The sequence below is a fragment of the Erwinia sp. S43 genome (assembly GCF_016624745.1).
Taxonomy (GTDB): domain Bacteria; phylum Pseudomonadota; class Gammaproteobacteria; order Enterobacterales; family Enterobacteriaceae; genus Erwinia; species Erwinia coffeiphila.
On sequence record NZ_JACVTX010000032.1, the window covers coordinates 1 to 23,092 of the forward strand.

General features: G+C 55.3%; 19 protein-coding genes and 1 tRNA gene. 8 read left to right on the top strand and 12 right to left on the bottom strand.

The window, feature by feature from the left end; translation table 11 throughout:
- The first annotated feature begins 326 nt into the window (after nt 1–326).
- Complete coding sequence (gltX, locus tag IBT47_RS23840) at nt 327–1,736, top strand: glutamate--tRNA ligase (protein WP_105593317.1); 1,410 nt, start codon at nt 327–329, stop codon at nt 1,734–1,736.
- Between the two features lie 32 nt (nt 1,737–1,768).
- On the opposite strand, the gene IBT47_RS23845 is transcribed toward gltX, so the two are convergent.
- A complete protein-coding gene (locus IBT47_RS23845; RefSeq protein WP_105593318.1) occupies nt 1,769–2,242 on the bottom strand; it encodes an Rrf2 family transcriptional regulator in 474 nt (157 codons plus the stop codon).
- Nucleotides 2,243–2,381: 139 nt separating this feature from the next.
- On the opposite strand from IBT47_RS23845, the gene IBT47_RS23850 reads away from it, so the two are divergent.
- Entirely contained in the window at nt 2,382–3,281 is a 900-nt protein-coding gene (locus tag IBT47_RS23850; protein ID WP_200563481.1) for an NAD(P)/FAD-dependent oxidoreductase, read from the top strand.
- 201 nt (nt 3,282–3,482) lie between these two features.
- Here the strand turns inward: IBT47_RS23850 and IBT47_RS23855 are convergent, their stop codons facing one another.
- Nucleotides 3,483–3,836 (bottom strand): YfeC-like transcriptional regulator, encoded by a 354-nt coding sequence (locus IBT47_RS23855; protein WP_105593320.1) that lies wholly within the window; start codon nt 3,834–3,836, stop codon nt 3,483–3,485.
- Nucleotides 3,837–3,993: 157 nt separating this feature from the next.
- Entirely contained in the window at nt 3,994–4,782 is a 789-nt protein-coding gene (locus IBT47_RS23860) for a formate/nitrite transporter family protein (RefSeq protein WP_200563483.1), read from the bottom strand.
- Between the two features lie 409 nt (nt 4,783–5,191).
- Here IBT47_RS23860 and IBT47_RS23865 point away from each other — a divergent pair.
- Nucleotides 5,192–5,267, top strand: a tRNA-Ala gene (locus IBT47_RS23865).
- Between the two features lie 232 nt (nt 5,268–5,499).
- On the opposite strand, the gene IBT47_RS23870 is transcribed toward IBT47_RS23865, so the two are convergent.
- Together IBT47_RS23870 and IBT47_RS23875 are read right to left on the bottom strand one after the other, a co-directional pair.
- Nucleotides 5,500–7,095, bottom strand: a complete 1,596-nt coding sequence (locus IBT47_RS23870; RefSeq protein ID WP_200563485.1) for a rhodanese-like domain-containing protein — start codon at nt 7,093–7,095, stop codon at nt 5,500–5,502.
- A 410-nt stretch (nt 7,096–7,505) separates the two neighbouring features.
- Nucleotides 7,506–8,690 (bottom strand): NupC/NupG family nucleoside CNT transporter, encoded by a 1,185-nt coding sequence (locus IBT47_RS23875; protein WP_105593323.1) that lies wholly within the window; start codon nt 8,688–8,690, stop codon nt 7,506–7,508.
- A 439-nt stretch (nt 8,691–9,129) separates the two neighbouring features.
- Here IBT47_RS23875 and IBT47_RS23880 point away from each other — a divergent pair, with 439 nt between their 5' ends.
- Nucleotides 9,130–10,368, top strand: a complete 1,239-nt coding sequence (locus IBT47_RS23880) for an Nramp family divalent metal transporter (RefSeq protein ID WP_200563487.1) — start codon at nt 9,130–9,132, stop codon at nt 10,366–10,368.
- A gap of 67 nt (nt 10,369–10,435) precedes the next feature.
- Here IBT47_RS23880 and IBT47_RS23885 read toward each other — a convergent pair whose 3' ends face one another.
- Entirely contained in the window at nt 10,436–10,783 is a 348-nt protein-coding gene (locus IBT47_RS23885) for a DUF2502 domain-containing protein (protein WP_200563489.1), read from the bottom strand.
- A 386-nt stretch (nt 10,784–11,169) separates the two neighbouring features.
- On the bottom strand, nt 11,170–12,159 hold the full coding sequence (gene mgrA / locus IBT47_RS23890) for an L-glyceraldehyde 3-phosphate reductase (RefSeq protein WP_200563492.1): 990 nt from the start codon (nt 12,157–12,159) through the stop codon (nt 11,170–11,172).
- Between the two features lie 205 nt (nt 12,160–12,364).
- On the opposite strand from mgrA, the gene IBT47_RS23895 reads away from it, so the two are divergent.
- Together IBT47_RS23895 and glk are read left to right on the top strand one after the other, a co-directional pair.
- Nucleotides 12,365–14,017 (top strand): alpha-keto acid decarboxylase family protein, encoded by a 1,653-nt coding sequence (locus tag IBT47_RS23895; protein WP_200563494.1) that lies wholly within the window; start codon nt 12,365–12,367, stop codon nt 14,015–14,017.
- A gap of 158 nt (nt 14,018–14,175) precedes the next feature.
- On the top strand, nt 14,176–15,141 hold the full coding sequence (gene glk, locus IBT47_RS23900; protein ID WP_200563496.1) for a glucokinase: 966 nt from the start codon (nt 14,176–14,178) through the stop codon (nt 15,139–15,141).
- Between the two features lie 30 nt (nt 15,142–15,171).
- Here the strand turns inward: glk and IBT47_RS23905 are convergent, their stop codons facing one another.
- Nucleotides 15,172–15,900 carry a LytTR family DNA-binding domain-containing protein gene (locus tag IBT47_RS23905; RefSeq protein ID WP_105593329.1) on the bottom strand — a complete coding sequence of 243 codons (729 nt, stop codon included), beginning with the start codon at nt 15,898–15,900 and terminating at the stop codon, nt 15,172–15,174.
- A gap of 23 nt (nt 15,901–15,923) precedes the next feature.
- On the bottom strand, nt 15,924–17,609 hold the full coding sequence (locus tag IBT47_RS23910) for a sensor histidine kinase (protein WP_234472082.1): 1,686 nt from the start codon (nt 17,607–17,609) through the stop codon (nt 15,924–15,926).
- Between the two features lie 570 nt (nt 17,610–18,179).
- Between IBT47_RS23910 and IBT47_RS23915 the strand changes: the two genes are divergently transcribed.
- Both IBT47_RS23915 and alaC read left to right on the top strand, forming a co-directional pair.
- Entirely contained in the window at nt 18,180–18,707 is a 528-nt protein-coding gene (locus IBT47_RS23915) for a GNAT family N-acetyltransferase (protein WP_200563502.1), read from the top strand.
- Nucleotides 18,708–18,827: 120 nt separating this feature from the next.
- On the top strand, nt 18,828–20,063 hold the full coding sequence (gene alaC, locus IBT47_RS23920; RefSeq protein ID WP_105593331.1) for an alanine transaminase: 1,236 nt from the start codon (nt 18,828–18,830) through the stop codon (nt 20,061–20,063).
- 54 nt (nt 20,064–20,117) lie between these two features.
- Here alaC and ypdK read toward each other — a convergent pair whose 3' ends face one another.
- The 3 genes from ypdK to IBT47_RS23935 form a co-directional block, all read right to left on the bottom strand.
- Nucleotides 20,118–20,189 (bottom strand): membrane protein YpdK, encoded by a 72-nt coding sequence (gene ypdK / locus IBT47_RS27400; protein ID WP_105593363.1) that lies wholly within the window; start codon nt 20,187–20,189, stop codon nt 20,118–20,120.
- A gap of 197 nt (nt 20,190–20,386) precedes the next feature.
- Nucleotides 20,387–21,415, bottom strand: a complete 1,029-nt coding sequence (locus IBT47_RS23930; protein ID WP_105593332.1) for an HlyD family secretion protein — start codon at nt 21,413–21,415, stop codon at nt 20,387–20,389.
- Nucleotides 21,412–23,022, bottom strand: coding sequence for an MFS transporter (locus tag IBT47_RS23935; protein ID WP_200563504.1), 1,611 nt, complete (start codon nt 23,020–23,022; stop codon nt 21,412–21,414). Before IBT47_RS23935 ends, IBT47_RS23930 begins: the two co-directional genes overlap by 4 nt.
- Between the last annotated feature and the right edge of the window lie 70 nt (nt 23,023–23,092).

Below are 23,092 nucleotides of genomic sequence, written 5' to 3' on the forward strand. Positions count from 1 at the left end.
AACCGCCGACCCCCTCCGTGTAAAGGAGATGCTCTACCAACTGAGCTAATCACCCCCGCTGTGTGGAGTCGCATTATAGGGATCCGCGAAAATGAGTCAACGCTTTTTATGAGTAAAATGTGAGTTCGCCTTAAAAATAGTCAGGATGTTCTGATTTCAGGCAAAAACAGAGGCTTGCCGAAGAAAATCACCGCGATGACCGGGGCAGAAGTGGGGATTGGCGTTGAGGATTCGTCTGCGAGTGATAGAATATCTGCCACGAAAATCAGACTGGCATAATTTGCCCTGACTCTGGCCAAAGCATCCGCGTAATAAGGCATTCATTAATGAAAATCAAAACCCGCTTCGCTCCCAGCCCAACTGGCTATCTGCACGTTGGCGGCGCTCGTACTGCACTTTACTCCTGGCTGTTTGCCCGTAATCACGGCGGTGAGTTTGTGCTGCGCATCGAAGATACCGATCTGGAGCGGTCAACCCAGCAGGCGATCGATGCCATTATGGATGGTATGAACTGGCTGAATCTCGACTGGGATGAGGGCCCGTACTATCAGACCAAGCGTTTCGATCGCTATAACGATGTTATCGATCAAATGCTGGAAGCCGGCACCGCGTACAAATGTTACTGCTCTAAAGAGCGTCTGGAAGCGCTGCGTGAGCAGCAGATGGCGAACGGCGAGAAGCCGCGTTATGACGGCCGCTGCCGCGATAGCCATGAGCATCACGCTGACGATGAGCCTTGCGTAGTCCGCTTCCGCAACCCGCAGGAAGGTTCGGTTATTTTTGACGACCAGATCCGCGGCCCGATTGAGTTCAGCAATCAGGAACTGGACGATCTGATTATTCGCCGCACCGACGGTTCGCCGACCTACAATTTCTGCGTGGTTATCGATGACTGGGATATGGGCATTACCCACGTAATTCGTGGTGAAGACCATATCAACAACACCCCGCGTCAGATCAACATTCTGAAAGCGATCGGTGCTCAGGTGCCGGTTTACGCCCACGTTTCGATGATCCTCGGCGACGATGGCAAAAAGCTGTCCAAACGCCACGGCGCGGTCGGCGTAATGCAGTATCGCGATGACGGCTACCTGCCGGAGGCGCTGCTGAACTATCTGGTACGTCTGGGCTGGTCACATGGTGACCAGGAGATTTTCTCCGTCGATGAGATGAAAAAGCTGTTCGATCTGGATGCGGTCAGCAAATCTGCCAGCGCCTTCAACACCGAGAAGCTGCAGTGGCTGAACCATCACTACATCAACACTCTGGCACCGGAATATGTGGCGACTCACCTGCAGTGGCACATTGAGCAGGAAAACATTGATACCCGCACGGGGCCGCAGCTGTCTCAGCTGGTGACCCTGTTGGGCGAGCGTTGCAAAACCCTGAAGGAAATGGCGGCATCCTGCCGTTACTTCTACGAAGACTTCGATGATTTCGATGCCGATGCGGCGAAGAAACACCTGCGCCCGGTGGCGCGTCAGCCGCTGGAAGTGGTACGCGATAAGCTGGCAGCCGTTGCTGACTGGACGGCAGAAAACGTTCATCACGCCATTCAGGCGACCGCGGACGAGCTGGAAGTCGGTATGGGTAAAGTGGGTATGCCGCTGCGCGTTGCGGTAACCGGTGCCGGGCAGTCGCCGGGTCTGGACGTTACCGTACAGGCTATTGGGAAATCACGCAGCATTGCGCGTATTGAGAAAGCGCTGGCGTTCATCGCCACCCGCGAAGGCTGATTTCAGTCTGTACCTGATTTTATCCAGATAACTTAGCCCTTCAAACAATGCCGGCCACTCAGATGGTCGGCATTTTTTTCAGCTCCCGCAAAGCGTTGCTCAAAATCCTCCGCCAGCTGTTCCAGCGTTACGCTTCCCAGACGTTCAAGCAGGAGCGCCTGAGCGGCATCAAACGCTTCGCTAAGCGCCGCGTTAACGGCCTGTTCAACCAGGCATTCCGCATGATCGGTGGATAATCCAATGGCAAAGATCGTTGACGATCCCAAAGCCTGGTGAATATCCAGCAGGGTGATCTCCGCCAGCGGCTTAGCCAGCATCCATCCCCCACGATGACCTTTTTCTGAGCGTACAAATCCTTGTTCCCGTAGCAGGGCCATGGTCCGCCGTACGACTACCGGGTTGGTATTCAGCATTTGCGCGATGGTATCGGAAGTGGTGGCTGTTTCATGGCGTGCAATATGGATGAGTACGTGAAGCATGCGTGACAGACGTGTGTCGTTTCTCATAACGGTACGATCCTGAGCAAAGTTGTACGAATTATTACATGAAACAATAAAAGTTACGAGATGATTGACAGTGCGATATCACGTAACTTATGTTGTGACGATATTGATTCGGATGAGTCAACCAGACAGGAGATACCTTATGACTTTTGAAGCGATCGTTATTGGCGGCAGCTATGCTGGCCTTTCTGCGGGTCTGCAGCTGGCACGTGCGCGCCGTAAGATCCTGATGATTGATGCCGGCCTGCGCCGTAATCGATTTGCCGGACATTCCCATGGATTTCTAGGGCAGGATGGCCGCGAGCCGGGCCAGATTGCCGATGAAGCGCGCAGGCAGCTAATGGCCTATCCCAGCGTTGAATGGCTTGCGCAGTCAGCGATCGGGGTGAAAAAAGAGGCGGGTGGTTTTATTGTCAGCACCCAGGACAGGCGAAGTTTTCATGGCCTGCGGCTGATTCTGGCGACTGGCGTGGTGGATGAACTTCCCGGCATTCCGGGGCTGCAGGAACGCTGGGGAAAACAGGTTTTTCACTGCCCCTACTGCCATGGCTATGAGCTGAATGGTGGTCCAATCGGCGTGCTGGCGGCTTCTCCCGGCGCTATTCATCATGCCATGATGTTGCCCGACTGGGGACCAACGACCTTCTTTTTAAATCAGGTATTCGAACCTGATTCAGAGCAGCTTGCCGGGCTTGCAGCACGCGGTGTCTTACTGGAGCGTGAGGTCGTGATCGCGATGGGGGGCGATACGCAAATTAACGTAACGCTCGCCGACGGGCGGGTGTGTAAACTGGCGGGGGTCTTTACCCAGCCGCGAACCCGCATGGCCAGTCCGATAGCTGCTGCATTAGGATGCGAATTTGAGGAGGGGCCGACGGGGCCGTTTATCAAGGTTGATGCCATGCGTGAAACCAGCGTTTCCGGCGTGTTTGCCTGCGGTGATGCATCTTTAGCGGCAGGGACAGTCGCTATTGCCGTCGGGGAGGGCGCACGCACGGGTAGTGCCGTTCATCATTCGCTCATTTATCGGCACGCGCGTTAGCCAGGAAGATGTTGAAAAGTTCCACCGCCACTCAGCCAGGCTAAATCAGGTAAAGCGTGGCCCAGGTGGTATTTCTATTCAGGTTATCGCTAATCACTCCATTAAAAAGGGCCCATGAAAAATCATGAGCCCTTTAATTACTCCAGTTACTGCGTTAATTAACCGAATCACATGAAGCGGTTTGGTCGCAGAACGGGTTGGTTAAACGTTACGAATTCCTAACCTTTGCAGTATCCCCTGAATCCCTTCACGCAGCAGTAATGCCGTCAACTTTTCCTGTTCATCGGTGCTCAGCTGTTGCAGCGATGAAACCAGTAAAGCAGAAAGAGAACTCTGGTTAACGCGATAATGCGCCGTGGGTTCAGTTGCGTGACGCGTTGATTTAAGGAATGATTTTACCTGTTCATCGATAAAAATCATCCTGGCTTTCCCACCCTGAACTCCGGGTTTTGGGGCGGTTGTCCAACCCTCTTTCTTAACCCATTTATTGATGGTTTGTCTGCTGAAACCTGTTTGCTGTGCCAGTTCTTCCGGCGTTAACCAATCCTTTTTCACTATCTATCCCTTTTAGCCGAACAAAGTAATTGAACATATTACAACAATTCATCACTTGAACAACTAATACAAATTACTAACCTTTAGTCAAATGAAAGGAAAAATACGTGGAACAATAGGAAATTTCCCCCGCAGCGGGCGCGCGGGGGAGGATAAATTAGCGGGAAACAGCCACTTCTTCGGTGCGAGGACGGTAGGCGATGTAATATGCCAGTCCTACAAACACCGCGCCGCCAACGGTATTACCGAGGAATACGGCAACAAAGTTTGGCAGATATTCGGCCCAGCTCAGGTAACCGGCAAAAATTGCGGCAGGAACGATAAACATATTTGCTACGACGTGCTGGAAGCCGATGGCCACAAAGGCCATAACCGGAAACCACATGCCGAAGATTTTACCGACCACATCTTTACTGGCAAAAGCCAGCCAGGTTGCCAGGCAAACCAGCCAGTTGCAGCCAATACCTGAAATAAACGCGTGCATAAAGTCGGCATTAACCTTCGCGCTGGCAATCGCTACGGTCTTCTTCAGGTAATCACCTTCGGTCATGCCGATCATATGGCCAAACAGCCAGGCAATCGCCACGCTGCCGATGAAATTGCCGATAGTGACCCAGAACCAGTTACGCAGCAGGCTTAATGCGCTAATTTTGCGGGCAAACCAGGCAACAGGTAGCATCATCATATTTCCGGTCAGTAGTTCACCGCCGGCCAGAATGGTCATAATAATCCCTACCGGGAAGACGGCAGCGCCAAGCAGTACGCCGAATGAACCCCAGTCGGCAGGTAGCTGGTTAATGACGTGGATATAGAGCAGGAAGCCGAAGGCGATAAAGGCACCGGCCATGAAACCCAGAATTAATAACGAAGAGACGGATGAACGGCTTTTAACCACGCCAGCCTGAACGGCAAGAGCAGCGATTTCTTTTGGTGTGTGCAAAGACATGGGGGCTCTGATTTATAGTGATAATAAACTGCCGGATTCCGTCGCGTGCTGAAACGCGCGCATCCAGCGCAGAGAAGGCCCGGCATCCAAATTCGGGCGCAAGTTTTGCACGCTCAGTTAACAAAAACAAGCAACTTTACTTATAAAAATTACCAATAATTAACAGCGAAAGATAAGTGGCTGAACCAGGGGAAATCTTAGGGGTTTCCTGAGGGGAGTCCGATCGTGGTGATAATAACCTGTCGTAATGAGTCCGGCGCAGTGAGGATGCTAAAACAGGAAATTAACGCTTTTATCATCGCTTTGGCGTCTTTTTCAGCGATCGATCTCAGATTGTTAATTTGCCGTTGACACCAACCGCGCTGTTTCATATTATCCCCGCCGTCAACACGACACGGTTTTTCGGACTGGGGGTATAGCTCAGCTGGGAGAGCGCTTGCATGGCATGCAAGAGGTCAGCGGTTCGATCCCGCTTATCTCCACCAAATTCTCAAACAGGTCGTTGTTAAAAAATAAATCTGCTTCGGCGGATTTTTTTTCGTTCATTTTTTACGACCACGCGGTTTCTCGCATAAAAAAACGGGGTAACCCGTTTCAGGTCCCCCGCTTAATCACTCACTATTTTAGCGCTATGGTGAGAAACACAATCGCTTTAGCCCCGACTAATCTGCGTTGCCATATCCTTCAGCGCAGCACAGCGAGCCTCCCCTGAGAGCCTTATCTCAATACCTGGAACCCATGAGTACCATCACGATCCAGCTGCGCGATCAGCCCACGCTCCCAGTCAAGATAGGCCTGTAAAGCCGCCGGGGAGATATCTTTGCCTTCATAAGGTCGCGGGTAGCGATCGACGCGTGGTAGCAGCAGCCGGGTTTCTCCGCTTTCCACCGGCAGACCGGCGGCTTTCCATGCGGTGTTACCCCCCTTCAGCGCCAGAACCGGTTTGCCGGTCAGCTGTTCCAGCTTCGGAATCGAATAGCGCGCCAGCAGGCTGCTGCCGCAGGTTACAACATAGCGTGCTGAATCCGGCAGCACGGCGGCTCCTTCGGTGGTCAGTACCGAACGCTGGAGCCACGCTGCCCCTGGAATATGCGCATTGGCGTAGTTGGCGCTGGTGGTGAAATCCAGTACCTGAATATCGCCGCCGGCAAGCAGGGCCGACAGCTCTGCGGGTTCAACTTCAGGCAGATCAGGCTGCGGTGGAACCCGTGGTGACCAGCCGCCGGTGGCGCTGAAATCCGCCTTGCTCAAACCATCGAGCACAAACGTCTGCCAGCCCAGCTGTGCCAGCCAGGACGCGCTGATATTGGCGCGTACGCCATCGCTATCGACCAGCACAATCCATGCGCCGCGAACGCTGGCGTAATGATCGGTTTCCTGAAGCAGCTGCCCGCCGGGAACGTGACGTGAATCGGGTAAATGCCCCTGCTGATATTCAGCCTCATCGCGCACGTCAAACAGATAAAGCGTGTGTCGATCCTGCTGCCGCCAGACGTTCACATCGTCCAGCGTGGCACGCTGGACCCCGGTTTTGTCCGCCAGGGTACGCGCGTGGCGTGCCGCATGCAGACGCGCCGTGTCACTGGCCTCACCGTAACGATGCGTCTGATTCGCTTCCAGCTTCAGTCCTGCCCGCGTCCAGCCGAGGATGCCGTCACGCAGAGCGTAAACCGGGTTGGGCAGCCCGCTGTCAATCAACGACTGCGTACCAATGATGCTACGTGTGCGATCGGCACTGATGACGACAATGGTGGTTTCCGGCGACGGAGCCAGATCCCGGCTACGCAGTACCAGCTCCCCGCCGGGGACGCTAATGCTGCCGGGGATGCTTTGCGTCTGGTACTCGTCAAAACGTCGGGCATCCAGCAGCACCACGCTGCTACCTGCCCGCTGCAGGGCGTTGACCTCATCGGCGGTCAGCGACGGTGTTTTAGCCCGTTTCTCAACCAGTTCGCCAAACGCTTTGCTGGGGACATTGACGTCGCTGAACAGCTCTCCGCCCGCTTCGGTCCAGCCGGACAGTCCTCCTGCCAGCAGCGTAACGTCAAGATAGCCAATCTCGCGCAGTCTGGCGGCAGCTTCCTGTGCCAGTCCTTCACCGTTATCGTAAACGGTCACCGGTGTGGTCAGGCGGGGAACGCGGTTCAGGATCTCCAGGTCCAGCTTGGAAAGAGAGATATTCACCGCAAACAGCGGATGTCCGCTGGCAAACTGGACTTCTTCCCGCACATCAACCAGCGCAACTTCCTGATGGTTTTGCAGCGCCAGGCGCAGTTGATGGTAGTCGCGGGTTAACAGAGTATTTTCAGCCATAAGAGGGTTCCAGACAGTCAGTGAAAGAGGTCGCTACTGTCGGAAATGAACGCTCTGCCGTTGAACGACTGGCCTTCATCAACAACAATCCGCAGTAAACGTCGAAGGGTGGCAATTCAGAGGGCCACACTAAGCCGGATTAAAAGGCGAGTGAAATCAATAATTGTTCGTTGTTAACCAGCAAATCAGCAATGTTGTGGCGCAGCGCGTGGCGATCGGGGGCGCGAAATGTCATCCGGTTGGTTGAGATGAGGTGATAACAGACGGCAAACGCCACAAGCGGATAGGGTCATGACGGGCGGCAGGGGAAAGCGGACAGGGTAAGGATGATGTGACGGTGGAAAAGCAGTGACAGCATCAGACGGCGGTTTAACCAAATGAAAATCGGGGCCATCAGGCCCCGATCCGTGTTACAGCACCAGTCCGGCGATAGAAGCCGACAGCACGCTGACCAGCGTTGAGCCGTACAGCAGCTTCAGGCCGAAGCGGGAGACGACGTTACCCTGTTCTTCATTCAGGCCTTTAATCGCACCGGCAACAATACCGATCGAAGAGAAGTTAGCGAAGGAGACCAGGAACACCGACAGGATACCTTCCGCACGCGGTGACAGCTGGGAGGCAATCTTCTGCAGATCCATCATTGCAACAAACTCGTTAGACACCAGTTTAGTTGCCATGATGCTGCCAACCTGCAGCGCTTCACCGGCAGGAACGCCCATCACCCAGGCAAACGGGAAGAACACGTAGCCGAGAATACCCTGGAAGCTGATGCCGAAAATGGTATCAAACAGGGCATTAATACCGGAGATCAGCGCGATAAAGCCAATCAGCATTGCGGCTACGATAACCGCAACTTTGAAACCGGCAAGAATGTATTCACCCAGCATTTCAAAGAAACTCTGACCTTTGTGCGTATTATTTAGCTTCAGGTCTTCTTCGTTCTCAACGCGGTAAGGGTTGATTAACGACAGCACAATAAAGGTACTGAACATATTCAGGATCAGCGCAGCGACAACGTATTTAGGCTGTAGCATGGTCATGTAGGCACCCACAATCGACATAGAAACGGTCGACATCGCGGTTGCTGACATGGTGTACATACGGCGTTCGGACATTTTTCCGAGAATATCTTTATAGGCGATAAAGTTTTCTGACTGTCCCAAAATCAGCGAACTTACCGCGTTAAAGGATTCCAGTTTACCCATGCCGTTGATCTTCGATAGCACCGTACCGATGGCACGGATGATGATTGGCAGGATACGGAAATGCTGCAGAATACCGATCAGCGCAGAGATAAAGACGATTGGGCACAGAACGTTAAGCCAGAAGAAGGCCAGGCCTTTGTCGCTCATATTACCGAAGACAAAGTTAGTACCTTCCGCTGCGTACTTCAGCAGTTTTTCGAACAGATCCGAGAAGCCTTTAACGAAGCCAAGACCGACTTCTGAGTTCAGGAAGAACCAGGCCAACAGAACTTCGATCACCAAAAGCTGGATAACGAAGCGGACGCGGATATTTTTTCGGTCGCGGCTGACCAGTAAGGCCAACAGCGCAACCACCGCCAGTGCCAGTGCAAAGTGCAGAATGCGGGACATGTTTGCTCCAATAATTTGAGGGCAGTTATATTTCGTTGCACATTCTATGTAACAAGGTTTGGAAAAACGAGACTTAATCCACAATATAACAATTAGCTATTACAGCTTTTTGCAGAAAAGCATGAGCCGTCACAGGTTTTTCTCTTCACTCGCCGAAATTTCCCCTGCCTGGATCGTTTACTTCATAGTACTTAGCGTAATCGCGGTGAAAAGGCGATGAAAAAAACACCCTGTATCTGGTAAGTGAATTCCGAATGCCCTACATTGAAAGGGGTTGCTCAAATTTTAGCTTTGACGTACTGTAACCCAAAGTATAGCCAGTGCTATATTTCATAGCGATGGCTATCACAGCGATAACTAGAATCATTACAAACGCGTTTAATAATCATTATCATATACGCCAGAGTAGCGTATCAGCCGCAGATCAGGGGTCACCACTATGCTGGAAAGTCGCACTGCGCAGCAGAGCGTCCGCAGTAACCGGAAAATTAAGTTTGCCTTGATGGGGCCTGCCTTCATCGCGGCGATCGGCTATATCGATCCCGGCAACTTCGCCACCAATATTCAGGCAGGTGCCTCCTACGGCTACAAATTGCTGTGGGTGGTGGTCTGGGCCAACATTATGGCGATGGTGATTCAGCTGATGTCGGCCAAGCTGGGCATCGCCACCGGCAAAAACCTGTGTGAGCATATTCGCGATCGCTTCCCCCGCCCGGCGGTCTGGTTCTACTGGGTGCAGGCAGAAATCATCGCGATGGCCACCGATCTTGCTGAGTTTATCGGTGCGGCGATCGGCTTTAAGCTGGTATTTGGCGTTAGCCTGCTGCAGGGTGCCATGCTCACCGGGGTGGCCACCTTCCTGATTCTGATGCTGCAAAACCGAGGTCAAAAGCCGCTTGAACTGGTGATTGGCGGCCTGCTGCTGTTTGTCGCCGCCGCCTACGTGATCGAGCTGTTTTTCTCCCAGCCGAAAGTGGTGGATTTATTGCAGGGCATGGCGGTGCCATCGCTGCCAACCGCTGACGCGGTACTGCTGGCCGCCGGGGTGCTGGGCGCGACCATTATGCCGCACGTGATCTACCTTCACTCTTCGCTGACCCAAAAGAGTGATGGCGGCACGCGCAGCGAGCGCTACAGTTCCACCAAGCTGGATGTGGCCGTGGCGATGACCATCGCCGGATTTGTTAACCTGGCGATGATGGCTACTGCCGCTGCCGCGTTTCACTTCAGCGGCCACAGCGGTATTGCCGATCTGGATGAGGCCTATCTCACCCTCGATCCTCTGCTGGGTAAAGCAGCGGCTGTGGTGTTTGGTCTGAGCCTGCTGGCTGCCGGTCTGTCATCAACGGTCGTCGGCACCATGGCCGGGCAGGTAGTGATGCAGGGCTTTATCCACTTCCATATCCCGCTGCTGGTACGTCGCGTTATTACCATGGTGCCGTCATTTATCGTCATCATTGCGGGCTGGGACCCGACCCGTATTCTGGTGATGAGCCAGGTGGTGCTGAGTTTTGGTATTGCGCTGGCGCTGGTGCCGCTGCTGGCGTTTACCGGCAACCGCGAACTGATGGGCGATATGGTGAACTCGCGTGTGATGCGGAACATTGGCCGGCTGATCGTGGTGATAGTGGTGGTGCTGAACGGCTATCTGCTGGTGTCGATGGCGACCGGCCTGTAATTTCTTTTCGATGTTAAAAAGGGCAACCCTTTGCGGATTGCCCTTTTTTTAGCTTCTTTTCAGGACATTAGTGATGATGGCGGCGATCGCGATCGTGTTCCCGCCATTCGCGGCGGCGTTCATGTTCCCGCCAGCGCCGCTCTTTCTCCCACTGATGATGGCGGCGCATCTCTTCATGGCGTCGCCACTGCTCGTGTCGCCACCAGCGCCCTTCATCGTAGCGATAGTTATTGCGCCACCAGCGGTCATCACGCCAGCGCCCGCCGTCCCAGTAGCGGCCCCGATCGTCACGGTCGCCCAAATGCAAGGTAATACCCGGAGCCAGAGTAATTCTTGCGCTGTCTGCCTGTGCTGTGTGCAGAGCCAGCGGTGATAAACATGCCACTAAAGCGGCAATCAACAATAAGCGTTTCATATTATCTCCTTATCAGCGGCCCGACTTCTCCACCGTATCAGCAGAATAGGGGCGGGCTCAGTGCGTGACGACTGGCGGAGTCTGAAATGCAGTAGAAGATGCGGATTTGGGAATTATCTGGGGCAAGAGTAGAAAACCGAACGGTCACGTGTCTGCTCTGCAGGCTTGATGGGGTAGAAAATGGCTGGTTGGAAGATGAATGAGTCAGCACAGTAAAATTGGCGACACGCCGTACTGTCTGAAAACCCGCGCTTCAGGCCGTGTTTTAACCTGAAGCGGCGGGAAACGGGCGGCAGTTCCTGATCGTAACCTGAAACGATATTTTGCTGGCGATCGCGGTGGGATAAGTTAAACCTGCGCAGCCCGCCAGCCCGCCAGCCCGCTAATCAGCCAAGAATCGCATCGATCTGTGCCAGCTCTTCTGCGCTAAAACTGCGGTTATCCAGCATTCCCAGCGCATCGTCAATCTGGCTGGTTTTACTGGCACCGATCAGCACTGAGGTCACGCGGTCGCCGCGCAGCACCCAGGCCAGCGCCATCTGTGACAGTTTCTGCCCGCGCTGCTGCGCCAGCGAATTCAGCTGGCGAACCTTCTCCATCTTCTCGGCGGTCAGCTGGTCTTCGCTAAGGAAGCGGCTGCCGCTGGCGGCACGTGAATCCTCAGGAATACCGTTCAGATAGCGATCGGTCAGCATGCCTCCGGCCAGCGGTGAGAAGGCAATGCTGCCAACGCCCTGCCCGGACAGCACGTCCAGCAGGCCCGCTTCCGGCGCGCGTTCGAACATGGAATATTTCGGTTGATGGATAAGGCTGGGGGTACCCAAATCTTTCAGTATGGCGATGGCTTCGGCCGCCAGTGCCGCCGGATAGTTAGACAGCCCGACGTACAGCGCTTTCCCCTGACGTACCAGATGGTCGAGGGCGGTCATCGTCTCTTCCAGCGGGGTTTCCGGGTCCGGGCGGTGGTGGTAGAAGATATCGACGTATTCGAGATCCATACGCTTCAGGCTCTGGTCGAGGCTGGAAATCAGATACTTACGTGAACCCCAGTCGCCGTAGGGGCCGGGCCACATGGTGTATCCAGCCTTACTGGAAATAATCAGCTCATCGCGCCACGGACGAAAATCTTCCCGCAGGATACGGCCAAAATGCTCTTCGGCCGATCCCGGCGGTGGGCCGTAGTTGTTGGCCAGGTCGAAATGGGTGATACCGTTATCAAAGGCGTGGCGCAGCAGGTCACGACTGACGTCAACCCGGGTACTGTCGCCAAAATTATGCCATAGCCCCAGCGAAATCGCCGGAAGCTTCAGGCCGCTACGGCCGCAACGGTGGTAGGTCATATTTTGATAACGCTGTTCATCTGCCTGATAAAACATAAAAAAATCCCGTCAGTTAAGAAGAAATATGGCGACACAGCACATCAGTGTATACGGTTACACTCACAAAAATAGCGCCACGGATCGCAACTCAGGGAGAATTATTAGCGTAACGTTCTGTTGCCATTTCCCGCGCCGCCTTTCTGCTAACGAAGTGAAAATTATCGCTAATACTCAGCTTATGCCCCGCAGAGGAGTGTGAGCAATGAACAGTTATACCGTGGGTGATTATCTGCTGGAACGTTTGAATGAGACGGGCATTGACCATTTGTTTGGCGTGCCGGGCGACTACAATCTGCAATTTCTCGACAGCGTGATCGCCCATCCGCGACTGGCATGGGTTGGCTGCGCCAATGAGCTTAACGCCGCCTATGCGGCCGATGGCTATGCCCGCTGTCGGGGTGCCGCCGCGCTGCTGACCACCTTTGGTGTTGGTGAGCTTAGCGCTATTAACGGTGTGGCCGGCAGCTATGCGGAGTATCTGCCGGTGGTGCATATTGTCGGTGCGCCGTCGCAGACCTCGCAGCACAACGCTGAATTACTGCATCACACGCTGGGCGACGGCGATTTCCGGCATTTTTTGCGCATGCATCAGGAAATCTCGGTGGCCAGCAGCGTGCTGACCGCCGATAACGCTGCGGCGGAAATCGACCGGCTGCTGCGCTGCGCACTGACCGAGCATCGACCGGTGTACCTGCTGCTGGCCACCAACGTTGCGGCCAGCCCGATTTCACCGCCGTCATCGCCTTTAGATCTGCGCATCAGCCGTCACGAACGGCAGCTGGCGGCGTTTGCCGACGCTGCAGAACAGCTGCTGGCCGAAGCCCGCAGCGTGGCGATGCTGGTGGACTTCCTTGCCGATCGGACAGGGCAGCAGGAGAGGCTGGCAAGCTGGCTACGGGAGGTGCCGATGCCATTTGCCACTCTGCTGATGGGCAAAAGCGTGGTGCCCGAAAGTCTGTACGGCTTTGCCGGAACCTATGCCGGGGCATCCAGTGCGCAGAGCACCCGCGAGGTGATTGAGCAGAGCGAGGTGATTATCACCATTGGTGTCAAATTTACCGATACCGTCACGGCCGGGTTTACCCAGCAGATTGACAGCGGTAAAACCATCGATGTTGGCCTGAACGAATGTCGGGTACGGGAGCACTGTTTCCACGATATACCGATGGCGGCAGCGCTGGAGGTGTTGCATCGGCTGGCAAGGCGGCACGGCAGCGGCTGGCGGCAACATATTGTCGCCCCTCCGGTGATGGAGGAAGATCGTTCGGTATCGCTAACCCAGGGCAGTTTCTGGCAGGCTATGCAGGCGTTCTTACGCCCCGGCGATATCGTTCTTGCCGATCAGGGGACTGCCGCGTTTGGCATTGCCGCGCTGCGGCTGCCGGAAAATACCCGCCTGATGGTGCAAACGCTGTGGGGATCGATTGGCTACACGCTGCCTGCCGCCTTTGGTGCTGCTACGGCAGATCCTGGTCGCCGGGTGATCCTGATTATCGGCGACGGCTCCGCGCAGTTGACGGTGCAGGAATTGGGCACCATGCTGCGCGATGGCCAGCATCCGATTATCTTTCTGCTTAATAACGATGGCTATACGGTGGAGCGGGCGATCCACGGTGCCGAACAGCGCTATAACGATATCGCCCGATGGAACTGGACGCATCTGACCGAGGCGCTGAGTCTGGACAACCCGGCGGAAAGCTGGCGGGTGACCCAGACGGTGCAGCTGGAAGACGTCATGCAGCTGGCTGCCGACAGTTCACGTTTATCGCTGGTGGAAGTAGTGCTGCCGCGAGCCGATATTCCGCCGCTGCTGGCGGCGGTTACCCGCTCTTTGCACGAGCGCAACAGCCGGTAACGGCGGCGATTGCAGCCGTTCTACTCGGTAAATAAACTGAAATTTTCCGAAAGGGCGGATTTTAGCCCGAAACGCTCACCTTTCTTCCCGGTGAGCGTTGTTGTTTTCGCAGTGGAAATTTATAGTGTGTCTACTTGATTAAGCGGAGCAAAACCATAATGACCCAGTATGCTTTGGTAGGTGATGTCGGCGGCACAAATGCGCGCCTGGCACTCTGTCATCTTGAAAGCGGTGCCATCTCACAGGCCAAAACGTTCTCCACCTCTGACTATGACAGCCTGGAAGCGGTAATCCGCACCTGGCGCTATGAACAGCAGCAGGAAATTCACGATGCCTGTATTGCTATCGCCTGTCCGATCACCGGTGACCGGGTTGAAATGACCAACCACGACTGGGCATTTTCCACCAGCGAGATGAAAGCCAGCCTCGGCCTGAAGCATCTGGAAATTATTAATGACTTTACCGCCGTGTCGATGGCGGTGCCGATGCTGCAGGAAGAGCACCTGCTGCAGTTCGGCGGCAAAGCGCCGGTAAAAGATAAACCGATTGCTATTTACGGTGCCGGAACCGGGCTGGGCGTTTCTCACCTGGTGCACGTGGACAAGCGCTGGATCAGCCTGCCGGGCGAAGGCGGCCACGTGGATTTCGCGGCCAATAGCGAAGAAGAAGACCAGATCCTTGAAGTGCTGCGTGCCGAACTGGGCCACGTTTCCGCCGAGCGTATTCTCTCCGGCGGCGGTCTGGTGAATCTTTATCGCGCTATCGTGAAATCAGACGGCCGCGTGCCGGAGGCGCTGAAGCCGCGCGACGTCACCGAGCGGGCGCTGGCCGACAGCTGCACCGATTGCCGCCGCGCGCTGTCGATGTTCTGCGTGATTATGGGTCGCTTTGGCGGCAACCTGGCGCTGAACCTCGGCACCTTTGGCGGCGTATTTATTGCCGGTGGCATCGTGCCGCGCTTCCTCGATTTCTTTAAGGCTTCCGGCTTCCGCGCCGCCTTTGAAGATAAAGGCCGCTTTAAAGATTACGTTAGTGATATTCCGGTGTATCTGATCACCCACGATCAGCCCGGCCTGCTGGGTGCCGGTGCGCATCTGCGTCAGACGCTGGGCCAGGTGCTGTAACCCACGGCTTCCACGCTGGCTGATGCGCAACTACAGGCGCATCAGCTGGCGAAACTCCTTCACCTTGCTGCGGCTTACCGGCACCTGAAACTCCAGATCGCGCAGTTTCAGAATGTAGGTGTTGTTGAACCAGGGTTCAATCTCGCGGATTTTGCTGAGGTTGACGCAGTACGAACGATGGCAGCGGAAGAAGTACTCCTCCGGCAGGCGGCTGCAAAACTCCGTCATGTTCATCGACATCACATACTCTTCCCGCCGGGTATACACAAACGTCAGCTTCTCGTGCGCTTCGGCATAATAAATATCGTTGATATCGGTCACGATAATGCGCTCGTCTTTCACCAGGTTGATGCTGTGGGAAGCGGGGCGCGGAGTGGCGGTGTTTTGTACCGTGTCCTGACGAACGTGGTTTTCCAGCTTGCGCAGCAGGGTGATTATGCGCATCTCGTGGTACGGCTTAAGAATGTAGTCGAATGCTTCCAGTTCAAAAGCATCCACCGCGTGCTCTTTATAGGCGGTTATAAACACTATCAGCGGCTTATTGGCGAACTTACTGATGTTTTGCGCCAGCAGCATGCCGTCCAGCGAAGGAATATTGATATCCAGAAATATCACGTCCACCTGATGGCTTTGCAGATATTTCAGAACGTCCAGCCCGTCATCGAAGGTCGCTTCAATCACAATCTGGCTGTGCTGACGGATCAGCCAGCTCAGCTCCTGCTGGGCCAGAAATTCATCTTCAACAATAATCGCTTTCACAACGTTTTCCCGGTTTACAAAAATTATACCGACAGCGAAATACGCTCATTTTCCGGCAGGGAAGCCCCATTTTTACTGATATAGAAGGAAATCTCCGTGCCCGGATTCAGCCGGTGGATATGCAGCCCCTCACCATACAGTAGCCTGACCCGATGATGAACGTTCAGCAGGCCGATTTTATTGCCCGGCATCTCATTATTCTTCACCCGGGCAATAACCTCTTCGGCGATACCGTTGCCGGTATCACGCACCGCAATCCGCACGCGATCGCCGTGATCCTGGATACTCAGCGTCACCACGCCTTTGCCCCGGCAGGGATGAATACCGTGAACAATCGCATTCTCGATCAGCGGCTGGATTAGCAGGCTGGGCAGCGAACAGCTGACATCTTCCTGAATATCGTAGATCACGGTTAGCTTATCGCCGAACCGTGCCTGCTCAATGGCGATGTAGTCCTTCACCTGATACAACTCTTTCTTGATATCAATGATTTCATCATCGTTCAGTTCAAGGTTGTAGCGAAGATAGCGGGAGAGGTTGGTAATCAGCTGCCGCGCGGTGTCCGGATTAAGCCGGATAGAGGAAGAGATAGCATTCAGCGCATTAAACAGAAAGTGGGGGTTAATCTTGCTTTGCAGCGCCCGCAGCTCGGCCTTATTGGCCATTTCCCGCAGCTGTTCGGCGCGCGACACTTCCAGCTGGGTGGAGATGATCTGCGACAGCCCGATAGCCATTTCCTTCAGGGAAGAGGTAATGCGGTGTGCATGGCAGTAGTAAATTTTCAGCGTGCCGGTGACTTCCCCTTTTTCCCACAGCGGGATGACAATCATCGAATGGATTTCCGGCGTGCGATGAGCTTCATCATTGTTCTTAATGATGATTTTTCCCTCAGAAATCGCCGCCGAGGTGGTTGGACTGATGCCGTCATCGCCGTTGCGGTAGTTCTCTTCGCCAAAACCGACGTAGGCCATGATCTGATGCTTGTCGGTGATCGCCACGGCATCCGCTTTGATATCGCTGCGAATGATTTCACACACCTGGCGCAGGGAATGGCTGTTGATCTGACGGAACAGCGGCAGGGTTTTATTGGCAATATCCAGCGCCAGCTTGGCCTGCCGCGCCGCGCTGGCTTCCTTCTCGCCTTCAACACTCTGCACCAGCAGCACGATCAGGCCGATACTGCTGGCCCCGAGGATCATCGGGATGGCGATTTCAGCAACGATATCAATCCCTAATGAAGTCGGGGAAGCCCACAGCACAATCAGCAGCATGGTCAGCGATTCGCAGAGCATGCCGCCAACGATCCCGGCGCTCCAGCGTTTCTCTTTCACCACTTTCAGGTTAATCCAGCCGGAGGCGATCCCAGCCACGATGCTGGTAATCAGGCAGGGGACCGAGGTCACGCCGTGAATATCGATCAGAAAACGGTGTACCCCGGCAATCACGCCGGTAGCAATGCCTACCCAGGGGCCAAACAGGATACCGCCGGACATAATGGCAATCGTGCGCACGTTAACCAGCGAACCTTCAACGTTAATGCCGGTCCAGGTGCTGAACAGGGCAAACAGCGAGAAGATCGCCGTGACGGCGAACAGTTCCTGGCGCGAGTGCTCATCCTTTTGCAGCAGCTGGCGAAAATGGCGGGTACGGGTCATAAAAAACAGACTGATAAGCATCAGCGCTGCGCGATCAAATACGGCGAGCAACATTTCAAACATAGAGTGCACGGGCGTCTCGGCTGACGGGGAGCAATGTCACTATGATAAGAAAAGGCGGGCGGATGCGCTACGGCTGTGGCAGGGTTCAGCGATACTGATGTGTTAATAGGGGAAAAGTTGAGTAACAAAAAGAGGATGTTGATATTCTCGACGACTTTGGGTCGGATTGACGATTTTTCACCGTTAATTGAGGAAAGTCCGTACTTTAAAAGGGGGTTATCCCCGGATTTCGTTCCGTATCGGCGGCAGGGAAGTAACGAATCCATTAATAGAGGAAAAACCGAGTGCTAAAAAGAGGATGTTGATTTTCAGCTTTGCGATATTAAAAATGCGTAGAAAACCATTCTCTGCAACATCCTCTGGCAAAGCTTATCGTAGTCTTTTTTCCGCGATATGAATAACCCTGCTGACGATACTGAGATCCGCCAGCCAAATATAGATTTTGCGACGGTATCCTGTCGTTATCCGCACACTTTTTTGCTAACTTCACGTTATCAGTAAGTGAAAAGCGGCACTAAAAAAACAGCCGAAGAGTGGATTTTCCCTTTTTTTGAGATATCTATGCAACTGACCACCGAGCGACTCATTCTCACCCGGCTGCAGCCGGAAGACTGGCAGCTGTTTTTACAGGTGCACAGCGATGAAGCCAGCATGCGCTTTATCAGCGCCGTGCCGCAGCTGGCGGACATCCGTCAGCGCTTTCAGGACCGTCTGGCCCCCTGGCAGATCACCAGTTTCCATATGCTGTGCCTGGTGGTGCGGCGCAAAGAGGATGGTGAAGCGGTGGGGCTGATCGGCACCAATGCAGAATGGGCACCGTACCGACAGGCGGAAGTCGGCTATTCGCTGCTCAGCCGCTATTTTGGCCTCGGCTATGGCAGCGAGGCGCTGGCCGCGCTATGCGAGTATTTGTTCCGTGAATGCGAGTTCCACAAGCTGAAGGCGCAGGTGGTGGAGGGCAACTGGGCGTCACGCCGGGTGCTGGAAAAAAACGGCTTCGAGCTGGAGGGCACGCTGCGGGATAATTATCTGCTGCGCGGGCATTGGGTGAATGACTGGCTGTTTGGGCGCGTAAATCCGCTGGAATAAAAAATTTTATCCGGCCTATCGACAGCCGTCGGAATATTACGCTATGTTCGTTGCACGGCCACCGCAGTGGCCGGCGTCGCTCGGACGGTCCGGGCGCTAACGTAAGCGAGCAAAAATACTATGGCTGATATCAGTTCAACCCGTCGTTTCTCCCGTATCGAACGCCTCCCACCCTACGTGTTCAACATCACTGCTGAACTGAAGATGGCCGCACGCCGTCGTGGGGAAGATATTATCGATTTCAGCATGGGCAACCCCGATGGCCCGACGCCGCCGCACATTGTGGAAAAACTCTGCACCGTTGCCCAGCGCGAAGACACCCACGGCTATTCCACCTCACGCGGCATTCCGCGCCTGCGCCGGGCGATTTCCCGCTGGTATGCCGATCGCTACCAGGTGGAGATTGACCCGGAATCGGAAGCCATTGTCACCATCGGATCGAAAGAGGGGCTGGCGCACCTGATGCTGGCAACACTCGATCACGGCGACACCGTACTGGTGCCCAATCCCAGCTACCCGATCCATATTTACGGCGCGGTGATTGCCGGTGCGCAGGTGCGTTCCGTGCCGCTGGTGGCGGGCGTCGACTTCTTTAACGAACTCGAACGCGCCATTCGCGAAAGCTATCCCAAGCCGAAAATGATGATCCTCGGCTTCCCGTCCAACCCGACCGCGCAGTGCGTGGAGCTGGACTTCTTCGAGCGGGTCATCGCTCTGGCGAAGCAGTACAACGTGCTGGTGGTCCACGATCTGGCCTATGCCGATATCGTCTATGACGGCTGGAAAGCGCCGTCGATTATGGAAGTTCCGGGCGCGCGTGACGTGGCGGTCGAGTTCTTCACCCTGTCAAAAAGCTACAATATGGCCGGCTGGCGTATCGGTTTTATGGTGGGGAATAAAGATCTGGTTGCGGCGCTGGCGCGCATCAAAAGCTATCACGACTACGGCACCTTTACGCCGTTGCAGGTCGCAGCCATTGCCGCGCTGGAAGGCGATCAGCAGTGCGTACGCGATATTGCCGAGCAGTACAAGCGCCGCCGCGATGTGCTGGTGAAAGGGCTGCACGAAGCGGGGTGGATGGTCGACAACCCTAAAGCTTCAATGTACGTCTGGGCCAAAATTCCCGAGCAGTACGCTCATCTGGGATCGCTGGAATTCGCCAAGCTGCTGCTGCAGGAAGCTAAAGTCTGCGTTTCTCCGGGAATTGGTTTTGGTGACTACGGTGACACCCACGTACGCTTTGCGCTGATTGAGAACAGCGACCGCATTCGCCAGGCGGTAAGAGGGATTAAAACCATGTTCCGGGCAGATGGCATTTTGCCATCTGCCGCGAAAGGTAGCGCGGAAACGCTCTGACCGCGAGCGAGATCAATAAGGGTCAGGCATGCCTGACCCTCTTTTCGGGAAGCGCTACAGCATCAGATAAAAGGTGCCGACCCACAGTACCAGGATAAACGAAATTCCCATAAACGCGTATTTCACGAACAGCTCCTCTGCGCGGTTACGGCTATGGCGATCCCGGACCAGCGTAACGCGAACAGAATCAACCTCAGGCGGACTTATTAATGCCAGACGCGCTAAGGCAGGGTCGCCGTGGGGAGCCCACGGCAGGATCGATCGCTAATTTACCCGCATTGCCTTGCAAAATAAAGGCGATTGTGCTGAGAACTTTCTCACATTTAGCGCATTTTTAATTCAGGAATCACCGACATTCCCACCCGCAGACGAGCCAGATCCGGCTGATCCCTCTCCAGAACGATTTTTACCGGCAGGCGCTGGACCACTTTTGTGTAGTTGCCGGTAGCATTATCCGCAGTGATGGCCGCAAACGTTGAGCCGGTTGCCGGAGCAATACTGTCAACGTGGCCGCGCAGGGTGACGCCGGGCAGGGCGTCAACGGTGATACTGACCGGCTGTCCGCTGCTGACGTGCGCCAGCTGCGTTTCCAGGAAATTCGCCAGCACGTAGCTTTGCTGTAGCGGCACGACCGCCAGCAGGCGCGTACCGGCAGACACCCACGCCCCTTCACGCAGTGCGCGTTGGCCTACCGTACCGGAAATCGGCGCGGTAATGCGGGTATAGGAAAGATTCAGCTCGGCCTGATCGACGCTGGCTTTCGACGCGGCAATATCGGCTTCCGCCTGGCGCACGCTGGCCTGCAGCACCGGAACCTGCTTACGCGCGGCCAGCACTGCGGCCTGGCTCTGTTTCACCTGCGCGGCGGCGCTCAGCATAGTGGAGTTCGATTTCTGCTGCTCGTCGGCGGTTGCCGTGCCGCTTTTCAGCAGCTGACGGTAACGCTCTGCATTTTGTCCTGCGTAGTTAAGCGACGCCTGGCTGGCGCTGACCGCAGCTTCATTCTGCGCAATCGTTGCCTGCTGCTGATCGAGCTGTGCCTGAACGCTGCTCAGCTTGGCCTCGCTAATTTGCAGGTTAGCCTGGGCTGTTTCCAGCGCCACGCGATAATCACGATCGTCAATTGTTGCCAGCAGGTCACCGGCCTTCACCTGCTGGTTATCCGTTACGCTAACCTGACTGATATAGCCGGAAATTTTTGGCGCCACCAGCGTGTAGTCGGCGGTAACCACCGCGTCGTTGGTGCGATAGTCGTGGCTGCCGATTGCCGACCAGATAAAAAAGGCCATCCCCAGCAGTGCCAGCAGCAATAGCGCCAGCAGTGAGGTACGTTTTGCAGGTGTGAAACTCATGATGTTGTTCTCGTTGTTGGCGAAGCAGAATTAATGAGAGTTTGTGGCGGCCAGACGCGTTTCGGCAGCCAGGCGGTCAGCAGGACCAGCAGCAGGGCAAAGCCGATAATCAAAAGATAGGTATCGCTGATGCTGAGGATTGTCGCCTGATGTTTTACCAGCGTGATGAAGTGGCTGAGATTTTCCGTCGAGCTGGCTGAACCATCCGGCAACAGCGGCTGCAGGCTGCTGGCCGCGTCGCTGCTGTTCGCCGTGATCAGCCAGGGGCGGTTACCGAGGTTATCGACCAGCACATGGGAGTGAAACTTCTCGCGATGGGTGAGGAAATTCTCCACCAGGCTGCCGGCCGCGACGCTGGAAAAACCGCGCACGGTATTGAACATCGCTGAGGCGAACGGCCCTTCCGGCGGCATCACCACGCTGGTGGCACTCATCAGTACCGGCAGGATCAGCATCGGCTGACCGAAGGCCTGCAGTGCCTGGATTAGCCAGAAATTCTGCCGCGCCCACTCATCGGTCAGCTGCGTGCCCAGCAGGCAGGAGGCGATCATCAGCCCGGCTCCGGCGGTTAACACCCAGCGGCAGTCCACCTGCCGCAGATTCAGTAGCGTAGCGACAAGCGGAGCAATGATCAGCTGCGGCAGACCGATAGTCAGCGCCAGTGGGGCAAACTGTGCGGTACGAAAGCCATCAATCTGCGCAAAATAGGCCGAAGGCAGCGCTGAGCCGGAGAGCGACACCATCAGTACCCCCGCCAGAACCAGCAGGCCGTGGGCGAGATTCTTACGCTGTAGCATCTGCAATTTAAACAGCGGCAGCGGGTGATACCACTCGTTAATAAAGAAGGTCACCAGCAGCGCGGCGGACGCCAGCAGCAGGCCGCCGATAAGCGGTGATTCAAACCACTCCAGGCGTTCCCCCTGGGTTAAGCCGAGGATCAGCAACGCCATACCGCTACAGCCGGTCAGCATCCCAAAGGCATCGATCTGCCGCAAACGTTCCAGGCGCAGCGGGTCCTGCGGCAGCCCCCAACCGATTAGCAGGGCGGCAATCAGACAGGGTGGGATCACCTGCCAGAAAGCAAACTGCCAGCCAACCGAATCGGTCCAGAAGGCCGCGAGGGAGGCGGCCATATTCGGACCAAAGGTCGCCGTCATCGCATAGGCCGCCAGGCCGTAAAGCTTGATAGTCGGCGGCAGGAAGCGCAGCGCCACGGTCATCAGCATCGGCGGCAGCGCGCCACCGAACAGGCCCTGAATGACACGAAGGGTGATAAACAGCGCGGGATCGGTCACTAGCGGCTGGATCACCGCCAGGCTGGCAAACCCTGTTGCTACCACCAGGGTAAAACGGCGCAGGGAAAAGGTCACCGCCAGCCACGGAGCGATCATCATCGCGGCGACTTCTGCGGCCTGGTAGGAAGAGGTGATCCAGCTGCCGGTATCATAGTCGATACCGATCGCCGCACGGATATCCGCCAGCGCCAGATCGGTTACGCGATCGTTAAGGCCGGAACTGAGCGTGGCAATCAGCACTCCGATCAGCCCGAGAGCCAGGCGCAGGGTAAAAGGATGCGGTGGCGGCATCGCCACCGGCGGGCTGTTCATAGCAGGTGCTCCGGGAGGATTATTATTATCGATGCAGTGTATTGCATCGTGATACATTGACGCAGATATT